Source organism: Parvularcula oceani (genome assembly GCF_000733125.1).
Lineage (GTDB): Bacteria > Pseudomonadota > Alphaproteobacteria > Caulobacterales > Parvularculaceae > Parvularcula > Parvularcula oceani.
Window position 1 is genome coordinate 166135 of sequence record NZ_JPHU01000001.1, and the last position, 14475, is coordinate 180609.

The window sequence follows — 14475 nt, forward strand, 5'->3', positions numbered from 1 at the left end:
AGGAGCACGTTTATGTCACCTCTGAAGCTTTCCAGCCTGTTGAGCGCCACCATGCTGAGTACTCTACCCGCGCTGGCCTGGGGGCAGGCGATCGAGGAGGCGCGCGAAGGCGGGGAGCTGCGTGACGAGATCGTCGTCACCGGATCGCGCATCGCCACGGACAATGCGGTGGAGGCGGTGAGCCCGGTCACCTCCTTCGGCGCGGCGGATATCGTCACCTCCGGGCAGACCGACATCACGGCGCTGCTGCGCGAATCGCCTGCTCTTCAAGGATCGCTGCCGGGCACGTTCTCCGCCTTCAATGGCGGAGCGCTGGGCGTCGGACAGCTCAACCTGCGCGGCCTCGGCACGGAACGCACGCTGGTTCTCGAAGACGGACGGCGGCACGTGGCGGGCGTGTCGGGAACCGGCGCGGTCGACGTGAACACGATCTCGACCGCCCTTCTCGACCGCGTCGACATCCTCACCGGCGGCGCGTCCTCGATCTATGGCGCGGACGCCGTCACCGGCGTCGTCAACTTCGTCATGCGGGACGGCTATTCCTTCGACGGCCCGGAAATGCGCATCCAGGGCGGGCTTACCGATGAGGGCGACGCGGAGGAGCTCTTCGCCTCCTTCGCCAACGGCTTCGCCTATGACGAAGGCCGCGGCGACTTCGTCTTCGCTGTCGAATACAACAAGACCGAAGCGGTGACCGCGGCGGAACGCGACTTCGCCGGATCGGGGCTCGCCACCTTCGTGTCGAACAATCCGACCGTCGCCGAAGCGCTCGGCATCAGCCCCGAATTCTCGAACACCTATGTTTCGGACCGGACGCTGCCGATCTCGAGCCAGTACGGCATCATCGCGCTCGGCACGACCGATGCGCCGCCCAGCGCCTTCTCCTACGTTCTCGGCAGCGGGGGCGCCCTCGGCTGCGGCGTCGCGATCGGCGCTCAGGGCTTTCCCGGATGCCAGGTCGTCGCGGACGGCCAGCTCCGCCCCTACAATCCGGGCGACGTCTTCATCGGTCCGTTCGAGGCCATCGGCGGCGATGCGGTCCCAACGGACCCCGATATCGAAATCATCCTGCCCGAGACGGAACGCGTGCTGTTCAATGCCAGCACCGGCTACGAGTTCTCAGAGCACCTCCGCCTCTTCGTGGACGCGAAATACGCCTATACGTCCACGCTGGAGTCGAACCAGGTGAACGGGTTCAACGACGACATCCCGATCTCGATCGACAACCCCTTCATTCCGGCCGCTCTCCAGGACCAGATCTCGGCGCTGCAGGGCGATGGCCTGACCCCGCTCCTGTCGATCTCGCGCGACACGCTCGACGCCAATGCCCTCCCCTCTCCCGAGGCGGAACGGGCGACCTTCCGGATCGTGGGCGGGTTTGAAGGCCAGATCCCCGGAACCACGCTCGACTACGAGGTCTCCTATAATTACGGCCGCACCGACGCGGACGTCACCAACCAGCGGACCCGCATCGAGGACCGCTTCTTCGCCGCCATCGATGCCGTGCGCGATCCCGTGAGCGGCGAGGTCGTCTGCCGCTCGGAGGTCGATCCCAGCGCTCCCATTCCGGGGCCGGACTATCCCGCGATCGACGGGGCCTATCAGACCTTCGATCCGGGCGACGGACAATGCGTGCCGATCAACATCTTCGGCGCCGACGCGATCAGCGAGGAAGGCGCGGCCTTCGCCTTCCTGCCGACGGTGTCTTCGAACGAGATCGTCCAGCGCGTCTTCTTCGCCTCGGTTTCGGGCGACACCGAGGGCGTCTTCTCCCTGCCCGGCGGTCCCGTCGCCTTCGTCCTGGGCTATGAGAACCGCGAGGAGGAAAGCGAATTCCTGCCCGACGGCCTCGTCCAGTCCGGCCTGACCTTCGGCTCGAACAATTCCGGGCCGACCCTGCCTTCGGGCGGCGAATACGAGGTCTCCGAGGGCTTCCTCGAAGTGAACGCGCCGCTCCTCGCCGGAATGCCTTGGGCCGAATATGCCGAGCTGCGCGGCGCGATTCGGTATTCGGACTATTCGACCATCGGCGAGACGACCGCCTGGACCGTTGGCGGACGCTACCAGCCGGTCAGGAGCGTGACCCTGCGCGGCACCGTCTCCCAGGCCGTCCGCTCACCGAACATCAACGAGCTGTTCTCTCCGCTCCAGCCCGCCTCCATCGGGGCGACGCAGGACCCGTGCGGGCCGGGCTTCATCGGGTTCGGATCGCAGTACCGCGAGCAGAACTGCTATCAGTTCGTCGAGCCGGGCTTCGATCCGACCGAGTTCAACTCGGCCTTCGTGCCGGGCCAGTCCGGCGGCAACCCCAATCTCGAGGAGGAAACGGCCGACACCTTCACCGTGGGCGCGGTATGGGAACCGGCGGGCAGGCTGGATGGGCTTCAGGTGATCCTCGACTATTATAATATCGAGATCGAAGGCCTGATCGACACGCTGGATCCCTTCGACATCGCCGGGAACTGCGTCGACCTGCCGACGATCGACAATCAGTATTGCGATCAGATCTTCCGCGATCCCGAAGACGGCTTCATCACCGGCTTCCTCGCCGGTGAGGTCAATCTGGGCAGCGTCGAGACCTCCGGCGTCGACTGGACCGTGCGCTACGGCTTCGACATCCCGCCGCTCTTCGGTCGCAGCGATCTCGGCAGCATCGACCTGAGCACGCTTGGGACCCACTTCATCGAAAATGACGAGGTGCGCGACCCCACCGCGCCCGACGAGGTTACGGATGTCCAGGGCGAGTTCGCGAACCCGGACTGGATCGCGAACTTCAATGCGGACTGGACCTATGGCGCATTCTCGCTCGGTTGGCGGGGCCGCTACGAATCCTCGCAGCTCACGCCGGGGGTGACCAATGACGACCTGTCGGGCGAAGGGGGCGACCTCTTCTCCAACATCACCGAGACCGGCGATTCCTTCGTGCACGATTTCTCGGCGGGCTATGTGCTCCGCGACGACATCGAAATCTATGGCGGCATCAACAACGCCTTCGACCGCGAGCCCTATATCGCGACGCTGTCGCGTCCGGCGGGACCGCGGGGCCGCTATTTCTATCTCGGTGCGAACCTGTCCTTCTAGGACGGGCGAAGAGCCCTGACGCCACATGCGGCGCCGGATCGGTTCACGGTCCGGCGCCGTTTGTCCGTCCGCTCCGGCAAGAGGCGCTAGCGCACCGGATCGGCATGGGCGGGGCCGCGGAAGATCGCATTGGCGACCAGCACGTTCAGCCCGTCCAGATAGGCGCGCGTCGTCGGGTTCTGGGTGAAGACGATCAGATGCCCCCGCCCCAGAGGCTCGACGGTCACGAAGGGCTTGTAGGCCAGCTGGCGCTGGGTCTCTTCCCAGACCACGCCCGAGGCGAGGAGGTCTTCCGGGCCGGCGAAGCTGACGACATTCGTGCCCGTATCGCCTCGCAGCGGCGCGTAGATCGCCGAACCGCTCGTCAGGACATGCAGGGTCGGCGCGAGGCCTGCCGCCAGCCAGTGGTCCGGATCGGGCTCCGCCCGCAAGAGGGCGCCGAGCGCGGCATCGGGCGCTGCCTGCGCGGGAGCTTCAGCGGCGATCCGTGCCGCCTCGTCTCCGAGCCGCGTTCCGGCGACGGTCGGCTCCTCCTCTTCGCCGCCCCCCTCTTCCGCCGGTTCCTCGGCGAAGGCTTTCTCGCGACGCAACGAGGACAGGCCGGATGCAGGATCGGCCACGAAGCGCGCAGCGCCGTCCATTGCGATCAGCACCCCGCCCCGCTCCACCCAGCCGCGGAGCGCCTCGCCGCCAGGTTCTCCGAGCACGGACATGTAGCCCCGGCCATCCGGCAGGATCAGCACGTCGAACGCATCGAGTTCGTCGGAGAGGAGGTCCGCAGTGCGCACAGGCTCCACCGGATAGCCGAGCTGGCGTTCGATCACGAAGCGCGTTGCCCCCGCCGCCGTGGGAGAGGTCGGGCGGTCCCATGCCATCGCGATCCGCGGCGGCGTGTACCGCTCCACATTGCGGCTGCCGAAATTGGGGCCGGCGGTGATCCAGGAGGCGTCGATGCCCACCACCTCCGCGCCGGTCTCGCGGGCGAGCGCGGCGAGGCGGCGGCCAAGGCCGTCTTCGTTCTCGCTGCGCACAAAGATCAGCGTCCCGGCGGGATAATCGCGCCCTTCATGGGTAAAGCCTTCATCGCTGCTTCGCAGAACGAGCTCCTCGCGCAGGGCCGTCGCGAGAAGCCGCGCCGAGGCGGTCGTGCCCCAAGGGGCGAGAAAGCCGAACTCGGCCCGCGGGTTTTCGACCTCGCCCGGCACGACGAGGCTCGGCTGCGCGGGCGCGAAGGCCCCTTCCGGCCGCTCCGCGCAGGCATCGACCTCGACATTGTACATCAGCGGAAGCGACCAGGCGGTCACATCGTAGATCTCGACGCCCAGCCCCTTTTGCCGGCGCCGGTCCTGCTCGGCCACGAAGGACGCGTCCATCGGCACGTCTTCGGCGAGAAGCGTCCTGACGAGGCGGCCGGCCGGCTGGTCGAGCGGCACCACATAGGCGCCCGCGCGATAGGTCTGTCCGCAGGCCGAAAAGGCCTCCTCCGCCCTGAGCGCTTCGACCCCCTGCATAGCGAGGATGCCGGCGAGCTTGTCGGCGCTCGACTGATCGGCCTGCCGCGGGATCACAAAGGCCCGCACTTCGCCCGTCTTCCCCTCTTCGAGGGCGGAGAGGCGATAGGCGTAGAAATCGCGCAGAAGCGCTTCGCGGTTTCGCGCCACCGTCTGAAGCGTCGCGATCGAGGCGGTGAAGTGATGCCGGACCGTGTCGGCATAGGACATGTCCTCGCCATTGCCGAGCTCGGCGGTCAGGCCGCGGGCGCTCGCCTGCTCATAGGTGGTTCCGATCGAGCCGTGGAAGAGCGGCCAGGCGGCGCCATAGCCCGGATAGAGGGCGTCGTAGACCTCGCGGGTGTAGTAGTCGAAACCCGAGCGGTCGAACCAGCGCGCATTGTTCCGTCCGATGAGGCGCAGCGTTTCGCGCTGATCGGCCGTGATGTCGGGATTGTAGGGCTCGGCCTCGGGCGAGAAGAAATAGCCGCCCCGCGTGCTCATCTCGTGCAGGTCGACGACCACGAGCGGATGCCAGCGCAGATAGGCGGCGACCCGCGCGCGGGTTTCCGGCTGCGTCAGCGCGAACCAGTCGCGGTTCATGTCGAAGAGATAGTGGTTCGTCCGCCCGCCCGGCCAGGGCTGGTTGCGCTCGGCGGCGATGGGGCTGCCCGAGGGTTCGAGGCCGAGCGTGTCATAGTAGCCGTGCACGAAGCGGGCGCGGCCATCGGGGTTCTGAACGGGGTCGATGAAGACGACCGTGTTCTCGAGGATCTCTTCGACGACGGGATCGTTGCGCGCGGCGAGCAGGTGATAGGCGGTCATCAGGGCCGCGTCGGACGAGGAAATCTCGTCGCCGTGCACGCCGTGAGTGAGCCATGCGGTGCCGGGCAGGGACTCGATCAGGGCTGTGGCCTGCGCGGGCGAGACCGTCCTCGGGTCCGCGAGGCGGTCCATGCCCTCGGCCAGGCCGTCGAGGTCGGCGAGGCGCTGCGGCGATCCGATGACGGCATAGAGCAGTTCCCGGCCCTGCCAGCTTCGCCCGATGCTGCGCAGCGCGATGCGGTCGGGGGCAGCCTGTTCGAGCGCGCGCAGATAGCGCGCGATGTCTTCGGGCGGCGTGATCCGCTCTCCGGCCGGCGTGCCGAGGACCTCTTCCATGGTCGGAATCGCGGGATCGAAATCGACGCCGGGCATGAAGCTCTGGCCCGATGCGCCGGGCGAAAGGATGAAAGCGAGAGCGAGGCTCGCCACCACGGTGGCCGCCCGGGCGAGGCTGTGTCTGATCACGAAGTCTCCAATCCTGCCATTCGGGGTCCCGGCGCCGGGACACGCCTCTGCGATGCCTCAAGGAGCGTGTCCGATGCAAGAAGGGGCGCAGCACTGAACGGGCCGTGCCGCTTCCTGCGTCCGCTTCGGGGGCCGGAGGCTGGGAACGGGTTTCCGGCCAGAGCCGCCGCCTGGCCGCGAGGGGCCGGCAGCGGAAAGGCCTCAGTGGATGAGTTCGACGGCGGAGATGCCGTCGATCGTCTTGAGCGCTCCTTTCACCGCCGCCGAAGCCGCCACGGGCTCGGGCAGCGCCAGCTCGACCTCGCAGCCAAGGTCGCGCAGCGAAAGGAGAAGGCGCGCAGCGCCCGGCCTGCCGCCCTCGGGCGCAACGCTGGCGAGGCGGCGCTTCAGAGCGGGAAGCGCCTCCGGCGTCTCGACGACGATGCGCAGGGAACCCGGGCGCTGCGCCGTGACCTCGTCGAGGCGGCGCGCGCCCTCCCCCGTCAGGCGCACCGAACCCTCCCGGTCCTCCGCCGTCACGGTGAAGAGAAGGAGCGCCCCCGGCTCGAACAGGTCGCGGGCGCTCTCGAGCAGCTCGGAAAATACGGTCAGCTCGAAATCGCCCGAGCGGTCCGAACAGGTCAGCCAGGCGAAGGGCTTGCCCGAGCGCGAGCGGCGGGGCGTCACCTCGCGGATGATCCCGGCCATGCAGCAGGCGATCCGCCCGCCCTCGGCCTCCCGCAGCACCACGTCCTGCGCCTTCACGCCCTTGGCGGCGAGCTGCTCCTCGTAATCGTCGAGGGGATGGCCCGAGAAATAAAAGCCGATCGAGCCGCGCTCATTGTCGAGGCGGTCGAATTGCGACCAGGGCTCGGCGGCGGGCAGAGCGGGCTTGGCGAGCGTGCTCTCCCCGCCGCCGAACAGGCCTCCTTGCGCGGAGGACTTCTCTTCGGCCTGCGCCGCCGAATAGCGCGTCAGGAACTCGGCCGCTGCGAAGAGCTGCGCCCTGTTCTTGTGCAGCGCATCGAAGGCGCCGGCGCGCGCGAGCTGCTCGAAACCGCGCTTGCCGATCCTGCGGCCGTCCACACGCTCGGCGAAGTCGTGGATATCCGTGAACGGACCGCCCTGGCGGCGGACCTCCTCGACATGGCGCATCGCCTCGGTGCCGACATTCTTGATCGCGCCGAGCGCGTAGTGGATCGCGCCCTCTTTTACCGTGAAGTCCCAGCCCGAGCGGTTCACGCAGGGCGGCTCGACCGTCACGCCGCAGCGGCGCGCCTCGTTGAGGAAGACGCCGAGCTTGTCGGTCAGGCTCATGTCGAGCGACATCGAGGCGGCGAGGAATTCGGCGGTGTGGTTCGCCTTCAGCCAGGCCGTCTGATAGCTGATCCAGGCATAGGCGGCGGCGTGGGACTTGTTGAAGCCGTAGCCCGCGAATTTCGCGACCAGCTCGAAGATGCTCTCGGCCTTCTCCGCATCGACGCCGTTCTCTTCGGCGCCGGCGACGAAGCGGACCTTCTGCTTGTCCATCTCCTCCTTCTTCTTCTTGCCCATGGCGCGGCGAAGAAGGTCGGCCTCCCCCAGGCTGTAGCCCGACAGGACCTGCGCGATCTGCATCACCTGTTCCTGATAGATGATGACGCCGTGCGTCTCGCGCAGGATGTGCTCGAGCTTGGGGTGGAGGTAATCCGGCGCCTCGCGACCCGCCTTGCGCTCGATATAGGTCGGGATATTGTCCATCGGACCGGGGCGGTAGAGCGAGACGAGGGCGATGATGTCCTCGAGGCAGTCCGCATTCAGACCTTTGAGGGTCGCGCGCATGCCGGAGCTTTCCAGCTGGAACACGCCGACCGCCTCGCCGCGCCCGAGCATGGCATAGGTCGTCTCGCAGCCCATCGGAATCTTCGCGGGCTCGAAGCCGCCGCCGATGAGGTCGGCGGCCTTCTTGATCACCGTCAGCGTCTTGAGGCCGAGGAAGTCGAACTTCACGAGGCCCGCAGGCTCGACCCATTTCATGTTGAACTGGGTCGCCGGCATGTCCGAGCGCGGATCGAGATAGAGCGGCACCAGCTCGTGCAGCGGCCTGTCGCCGATCACGACGCCCGCCGCATGGGTCGAGGCGTGGCGGTAGAGCCCTTCGAGCTTCAGCGCCGTCTGGAGGAGGTGGCGCACCTGCTCGTCGTCGCGCTGCTCCTGGCGCAGGCGCGGCTCACCCGCGATCGCCTCTTCCAGCGTGACCGGATTGGCCGGATTGTTCGGCACCATCTTGCAGAGGCGGTCGACCTGGCCGAACGGCATCTGAAGGACGCGGCCCACATCGCGCAGCACGGCGCGGGCCTGAAGCTTTCCGAAGGTGATGATCTGCGCGACGCGGTCGTGGCCGTATTTGCGCTGGACATAGGCGATGACCTCGTCGCGCCGGTCCTGGCAGAAATCGACGTCGAAGTCCGGCATCGAGACCCGCTCGGGGTTCAGGAACCGCTCGAAGAGGAGGCCGAAGCGCAAGGGGTCGAGATCGGTGATGGTCAGCGCATAGGCGACGAGGCTGCCCGCGCCCGATCCCCGTCCCGGCCCGACGGGAATGCCCTGCGCCTTGCCCCATTTGATGAAGTCCGAGACGATCAGGAAGTAGCCCGGAAAGCCCATCTGGTTGATGATGCCGAGCTCCAGCTCCAGCCGTTCCCAATAGGCGCTTTCCTCCGCGGCCAGTTCGATCGCGGCCAGGCGCGCCTTCAGCCCTTCGCGCGCCTGCCGGTCGAGCTCGGCGATCTCGCCTTCGAGATCGCCGGCGAAGCTCGGCAGGATCGGCGCATGGGTGCGCGGGCGGAAGGCGCAGCGTTGCGCGATCTCGACGGTCGCCTCGCAGGCCTCGGGCAGATCCGAGAACAGCGCCAGCATTTCGGTTTCGGACTTGAAGTAATGGTCGGCCGAGACGCGGCGGCGGTCTTCCTGGCTGACATAGGAGCCGGTCGCGATGCACAGGAGCGCATCATGCGCTTCATGATCGTCCGCCCTGGCGAAATAGACATTGTTGGTCGCGACCAGCGGCAGGTCGCGGGCATAGGCGGCCTTCACCGCCGCCACCTCCCAAGGGTAGCGCCCCCGCGCATCGGTGGTTTCGCCGGACGGGTGCCGCTGCAGCTCGAGATAGAGCCGCTGCGGGAACGCATCCGCCAGGCGGTCCAGAAGCGCCTCGGCATCGGGCCGCCGCCCGAGGCCGTAAAGCCTCTCGACCGGCCCGTTCGGCCCTCCGGTGAGGCAGATGAGACCGGCCGTGTCCTCCAGGAGATCCTGCAGATGGATGCAGGTCTCTCCCTCCGCCGCGGGCTGAAGATAGCCCCGCGAGCCGAGCGCCATCAGGCGCCGATAGCCGACCTCGTTCTGCGCGAGGAGGACGACGCGCGGAAGGCCGTCCGGCCCGCCCTCGGGAAGCTTGAGGTCGTCCGGGCAGATCGACACTTCCATGCCGGTGATCGACTGCACGCCAGCCGCGGAAAGCGTCTCGGACGCTTCGAGTGCGCCGAAGAGGTTGTTCGTGTCGGTGACCGCCAGAGCCGGCATCTTCGCGCGGACGCAGACGTCCCGCAGCGCGCCGATCGGCAGGGCCCCCTCCGCGAGCGAGAAGGCCGAATGGGTGTGCAGGTGGATGAAGCTGGCCGGCATGCCCCAAGGGGTACGCGATTCGCCGGCTTCCGGTTCACCCACTTTTCCTCAGAACGGAGAACGATCCGCCCTCTCCCGCCATGCCGCCTCAGCCGACGATGCCGCCCCACATGGTCGCCGCCGTCACCATGGCGATCAGCACCGTGAGGCCGAACCCGTCCTTGATCGTTCTTGCCGTCATTGCCCTCGTTCCCTTTCTGCCCGATGTTCCCGCCCCGTTCCTATTCCCCCTTTGTTCTCTCCGCAATCGATGTTCTTCACACGTTCCGCAGAAGCGGGCGATTCCACAGACGCTCATGGGGACCTCAGGCCACCCAACATGCTGATATCATGCATGAACAGCGTGTTCCCGTTCCGTACAGCCGAAGCGGGAGAGTTTTCCACACCGTGTTTACGGCAGCGTCTTCGCGTCCCGCTCTGTCGAGTTGCGCTTAGAATTTCCGATGGAAACGTAGAACGCTAAATCGGAATTCCTGAGTGCTCGAATTTCGCAGTCGAGTCTGAATATGCGTGATACAACAATCGGCTACACAAACATTCTAGGGTGAAAACCCGATCAGTGGGTTGATCGCGCTGCGGGTCCGTGTTTCCTACCGCTCTGGGCGGGGCGATGGGAGAGTGCCATACCGTCCGAGGGTCTGTTCTGGCTGAGCGATCAGCAGTGGTCCACGATCGAGCCGCACTTGCCGAGGAACCAGCCAGGTGCCCGAAGGGTCGATGACCGGCGGGTGATCTCTGGCATCGTCCACGTGCTGAAGACGGGGTGTCGGTGGTGCGACGTGCCTCGCGAGTACGGCCCGCCGACGACGATCTACAACTGCTTCAACCGCTGCTGGTCCCGGCGAAGGTTCTGGATCGGTCTGCTCGAAGCCCTCGCGGAGACGGGAGCGGTGACGAGAAGCACCCAGGTCGATAGCACCTACGTCAAAGCGCAGCGCTCGGCCCACGGCGGAAAAGGGGGGCGAGGACACAAGGCATCGGCCCCTCGCGAGGCGGACAAACGAGCAAGCTCCACGTCCTCTGCGACGTGATCGGAAGGCCCTTCGCGTTGTCCCTAACGGCAGGGAACGTCGCCGACGTGAAGGCCGTCCCAGACCTGCTGCCGCGCCTGGGCGGCGCCCGCTACCTGATCGCCGACAAGCGCTACGACGCGGACGGCCTACGCTGCGAGTTGCGCGGCCGGGGCGTCGTGCCCGTCATCCCAGGACGCGCAAGCCGCAAGCGGACCGTCCATCATGAACAGCGACGCTATCGCGACCGGCACCTGGTCGAGAACGCCTTCTGCCGCCTCAAGGACTTCCGCTGCGTCGCCACCCGCTACGACCGCCTCGCTCGCAACTTCTTCTCCGCCGCCGCACTCGCAACCCTCGTCGCCTTCTGGCTCTGATTGAGTCGCCGCCCTAGGAATTGAGTGCGTCGACGATAGGTATCGCCTATCGTAAACTCTGGCCGCACCAACCGCGCCTACCAATGTGGCAGTGGTGGACAGCCCGCGCCGGCGTGGACGATCGACGTCGACAGTACATTGCGCCAGCGGTTGCCGCTTGGCCGCAGAAGTGAAATGAAGCTCCTCGGTGACGGCAACGAACTACCGCAAGAGGCGCAGATCAATCCGAGGCAAATCTTCGCCAGCCACTTTTGCTGTCACTTGCGTAGCAAGTAATTCAATCCCGTGCCCAGCTGGACGGCACCAACGGCCCCCCCGCCTCTATAGCCTTGATGAGGCCCGGTTCCCGGTGAAGCCGGTCGCGATAGGACTGCAGCGCCGGATAGGCATCGAGCGCCCCGGCCATCTTGGCCATTTCGAGCGTATACACCATCTGGATGTCGGCAAGCGTGAGCTGCTCACCCATCAGGTAAGGCCCTTCGCCCACGCCCTCGGCAATATAGGCAAGCAGGTCCTTGGCCCGGGCCGCGGCGAACTGCGCCATCGGATCGGGCAATCCGCCCATCATCTGACCCAGCAGCGGCAGCAGGAGCGGAAAGCTTGCCGAGCCTTCGGCCAAGTCAAGCCACTGGTCGTGCATCGCACCCTCGGCGGTGCCAGCCATCGGGGAAAGCCGGCCGCCGCCATAGCGGGCATCGATGTAGCGTAGGATCGCACTCGATTCGGCCAGCACCAGATCGCCATCGACGATGAAGGGTGCCTTGCCCAGCGGATGGATATGCTTGAGGTTTTCGGGCGCCCGACCGTTGATCCGCGCGTGGCGATGCATTTCGTATTCGAGCCCCAGTTCCTCAAGCAGCCAGAGGACGCGCGTCGAGCGCGATGTTTCAAGGTGATGGACAACGATCATGCGGAAATCCTTTTTGAGAATGTGACTGGGCGTGGAATGATCAGGCGGTGGGATGATTTTCCTGCTCTGCGGCCTCGCCAAGCTGTCTGACTAGCGCTTGGGTCAGCTCGCGCAGGGCGTGAAGCCGCTCTGGCTCGACCCCGATCTGCTTGGCCAGCGCATGGGGAATGTCGCGCGCGTCGACCTTAAGGTCGCGACCCCGCGGCGTCGGCGCGATCAGCACCCGGCGCTCGTCCCGCGGGTCGCGTATCCGCGTCACCAGCCCGGCGCGCTCCATGCGTTTCAGCAACGGGCTTAGTGTGCCGACATCGAGACGCAGGCAGCTCTGCAACTCGCCCACCGTAACCGGCTCGCGCTCCCACAGGACCAGCATCACCAGATATTGCGAATAGGTCAGGCCGAGCGGCTCCAGCATCGGGCGATAGAGGCGCTGGAGCAGGTTGGTCGCGGCATAGAGGGGGAAGCAGAGCTGGCGGTCGAGGTGCAGCAATTCATCCCCCTCATGTGCCGACGGATGGCGATCGTCCGTCATTCGCGGATTCTCAGGCGTCGGCCCGAACCGAGAGTTCGACCTCGATATTGCCGCGCACCGCATTGGAATAGGGACACACCTTGTGCGCCTGATCGACGATCTTTTCCGCAGTGCCCTGCTCGACGCCGGCAATCGCCACGTCGAGCGCTACCGACAGGGCAAAGCCGCCATCGGCGTTGGGAGCCAGCGAGACGGTGCCGATCACGGTCACGTCGTCATCAGCGATCTTGTGGGTGTTGCGGGTGACATGGATCACGGCATTGCCGAAGCAGGCGGCATAGCCTGCGGCGAACAGCTGTTCGGGATTGGTGGCACCGCCCTTGCCGCCCAGGCCGCTCGGCATGGCGAGATCGAGTTCGAGCAGTCCGTCGTCGCTGGCGATGCGCCCGCTGCGCCCGCCAGTGGCAGTGACCTTGGTGGTATAAAGTGCGCTCATCGCGGAAATCCCCTTTTTAAATGCGAAGCCATTATATGGCTACCTATATATGTAGATGCAGTCCATCCGTCGTGCCTCTATTGTAAGCGTCCGGTGATCGCCGTCAGCCGGCTGGGGCGAAGCGCCAGGGCAGCAGCTCATCGATCCTGTTGATCGGGTGGTCGGCGATGCGTCCGAGGACGTCGGTCAGCCAGGCCTGCGGATCGGCGCCGTTCAGCTTGGCGGTCTCGATCAGGGTGTAGGCCGAGGCAGCGCGCTCGCCGCCGGCATCGGAGCCCGCGAAGAGGTAATTCTTCCGGCCGAGGGCGAGGGCCCGCATGGACCGCTCGGCGGCGTTGTTGTCGAACTCGCTACGGCCGTCGGTCAGGTAAGGAGCCATCCGCTTCGTGCGGGTGATGGCGTAGCGGAGAGCCTAGGCGAGGCTCGAGCGTCCGGGCAGCTGCGCCAGTGTGCCGTCCATCCAGGCGCGCAGATCGTCCATGACAGGCGCCGCCTCCCGCTGACGCAGCGCGAGCCGTTCGTGCGGCGGAAGGCCGCGCGCTTGTTTCTCGACGGCGTAGAGTTGCGCGATGCGCTCGAGCGCTTCTTTCGCGACCGGCGAGCCCGTGCTTTGGGCGATGTCGAAGAGCTTCCTTCTGACGTGGGCCATGCACGCCATCTCGGCGATGCCGGTCCGCTCGCCGTAGAGCCGGTCGTAGCCGGCATAGCCGTCGGCATGCAGGATGCCTGAGAAGGGCTTCATGTGCTCGGCTGGCCGGTCGCCCTTCCGGTCGGGGCTGTAGCGATAGAAGGCGGCGGGCGGCGCCGGGCCTGCCCAGGGACGTTCGTCGCGGATGTAGGCCCAAAGCCGTCCGGTCTTCGTGCGTCCGCGGCCGGGGTCCAGCACCGGCACGGGCGTGTCGTCGTTGAAGAGGGCCGCGCCGCCGAGCGCGTGCCTGCCGATCGCGTCCACGAGCGGGTGCAGCAGCGAGGCGGATCGCCCCACCCAGTCCGCCATGGTGGACCGGTCGAGGCTCACCCCTTCTCGCTCGTAGATCTGCGCCTGCCTGTAGAGCGGCAGGTGATCGGCGTACTTCGAGACGAGAACGTGCGCGATCAGCCCCGGTCCCGGCGTACCCCGCTCGATCGGCAGGGACGGCATTGGCTCTTGAGCGACAGTGCCACAGGCCCGGCAGCTAAGCTTCGGACGGACGTGCCGGTGCACGACGAAGCGTCCGGGCACGTAGTCCAGCACCTCTCGGACGTCCTGCCCAAGGGGCCGCATCGGCTCGCCACAGTTGGAACAGCTGCTGTCCGGAGCGTGCACGATCTCCTCGCGGGGCAGGTGCGAGGGCAGCGGGCGGCGCTTCGGCTGGCGCCTGGTTGCAGCCGCATCGGCCTCGCTACCATCGGAGACACCGGCGTCACCTGCCGCCTCGGCCGCGCCCTGCGCCTCCTCCATCTCCTCGATGGCGAGCTCGGGCTGGTCCAGCGCCTCGCTCTTCGTGCCGAAGCGGTGCCGCCGGAGGGTGGCGAGTTGCGCCTTCAGCTTCTTGATCATCAGCGCTTGGTGGACGATCAGGCCGCGCAACGCCGCCACGTCGTCCGGCAGCGCATCCGCTTCGGGGACGGAACCTGCTGCCGGACGAAGGGCCGTCTTGGTAGGCATGCCAAAGCGTACCCCGCTTCGTCAGTCCACGGAACCAGCGATGTAAAAGAGCGAGCCGG

General features: G+C 66.7%; 7 protein-coding genes and 1 pseudogene. 2 read left to right on the forward strand and 6 right to left on the reverse strand.

Annotated elements, in window-relative coordinates; translation table 11 throughout:
• Nucleotides 1–12 precede the first annotated feature (12 nt).
• Nucleotides 13–3081, forward strand: coding sequence for a TonB-dependent receptor domain-containing protein (locus IE88_RS0100815; protein ID WP_031549121.1), 3069 nt, complete (start codon nucleotides 13–15; stop codon nucleotides 3079–3081).
• A gap of 86 nt (nucleotides 3082–3167) precedes the next feature.
• Here the strand turns inward: IE88_RS0100815 and IE88_RS0100820 are convergent, their stop codons facing one another.
• Entirely contained in the window at nucleotides 3168–5861 is a 2694-nt protein-coding gene (locus IE88_RS0100820) for a M14 metallopeptidase family protein (protein ID WP_031549124.1), read from the reverse strand.
• Between the two features lie 201 nt (nucleotides 5862–6062).
• Nucleotides 6063–9503, reverse strand: coding sequence for a DNA polymerase III subunit alpha (gene dnaE / locus IE88_RS0100825; RefSeq protein WP_031549127.1), 3441 nt, complete (start codon nucleotides 9501–9503; stop codon nucleotides 6063–6065).
• A 638-nt stretch (nucleotides 9504–10141) separates the two neighbouring features.
• Here dnaE and IE88_RS17730 point away from each other — a divergent pair.
• Nucleotides 10142–10890, forward strand: a protein-coding gene (locus IE88_RS17730) for an IS5 family transposase (RefSeq protein WP_238319253.1) whose coding sequence is annotated in 2 segments (ribosomal slippage) — nucleotides 10142–10459 and nucleotides 10462–10890 — 747 coding nt in all. Because the reading frame shifts where the segments join, the coding sequence is not laid out codon by codon here.
• A 277-nt stretch (nucleotides 10891–11167) separates the two neighbouring features.
• Here the strand turns inward: IE88_RS17730 and IE88_RS0100845 are convergent.
• The 4 genes and pseudogenes from IE88_RS0100845 to tnpC form a co-directional block, all read right to left on the reverse strand.
• The gene (locus tag IE88_RS0100845; RefSeq protein ID WP_031549132.1) at nucleotides 11168–11800 is read right to left on the reverse strand and encodes a glutathione S-transferase family protein; all 633 of its coding nucleotides are present in this window, start codon (nucleotides 11798–11800) and stop codon (nucleotides 11168–11170) included.
• A gap of 40 nt (nucleotides 11801–11840) precedes the next feature.
• Nucleotides 11841–12332: a MarR family winged helix-turn-helix transcriptional regulator gene (locus IE88_RS18790; RefSeq protein ID WP_051881321.1), complete on the reverse strand. Its 492-nt coding sequence runs from the start codon at nucleotides 12330–12332 to the stop codon at nucleotides 11841–11843.
• Nucleotides 12333–12342: 10 nt separating this feature from the next.
• Nucleotides 12343–12768: an organic hydroperoxide resistance protein gene (locus IE88_RS0100855; protein WP_031549135.1), complete on the reverse strand. Its 426-nt coding sequence runs from the start codon at nucleotides 12766–12768 to the stop codon at nucleotides 12343–12345.
• Between the two features lie 103 nt (nucleotides 12769–12871).
• Nucleotides 12872–14416: pseudogene (gene tnpC / locus IE88_RS16140) on the reverse strand (IS66 family transposase).
• Nucleotides 14417–14475: the final 59 nt, after the last annotated feature.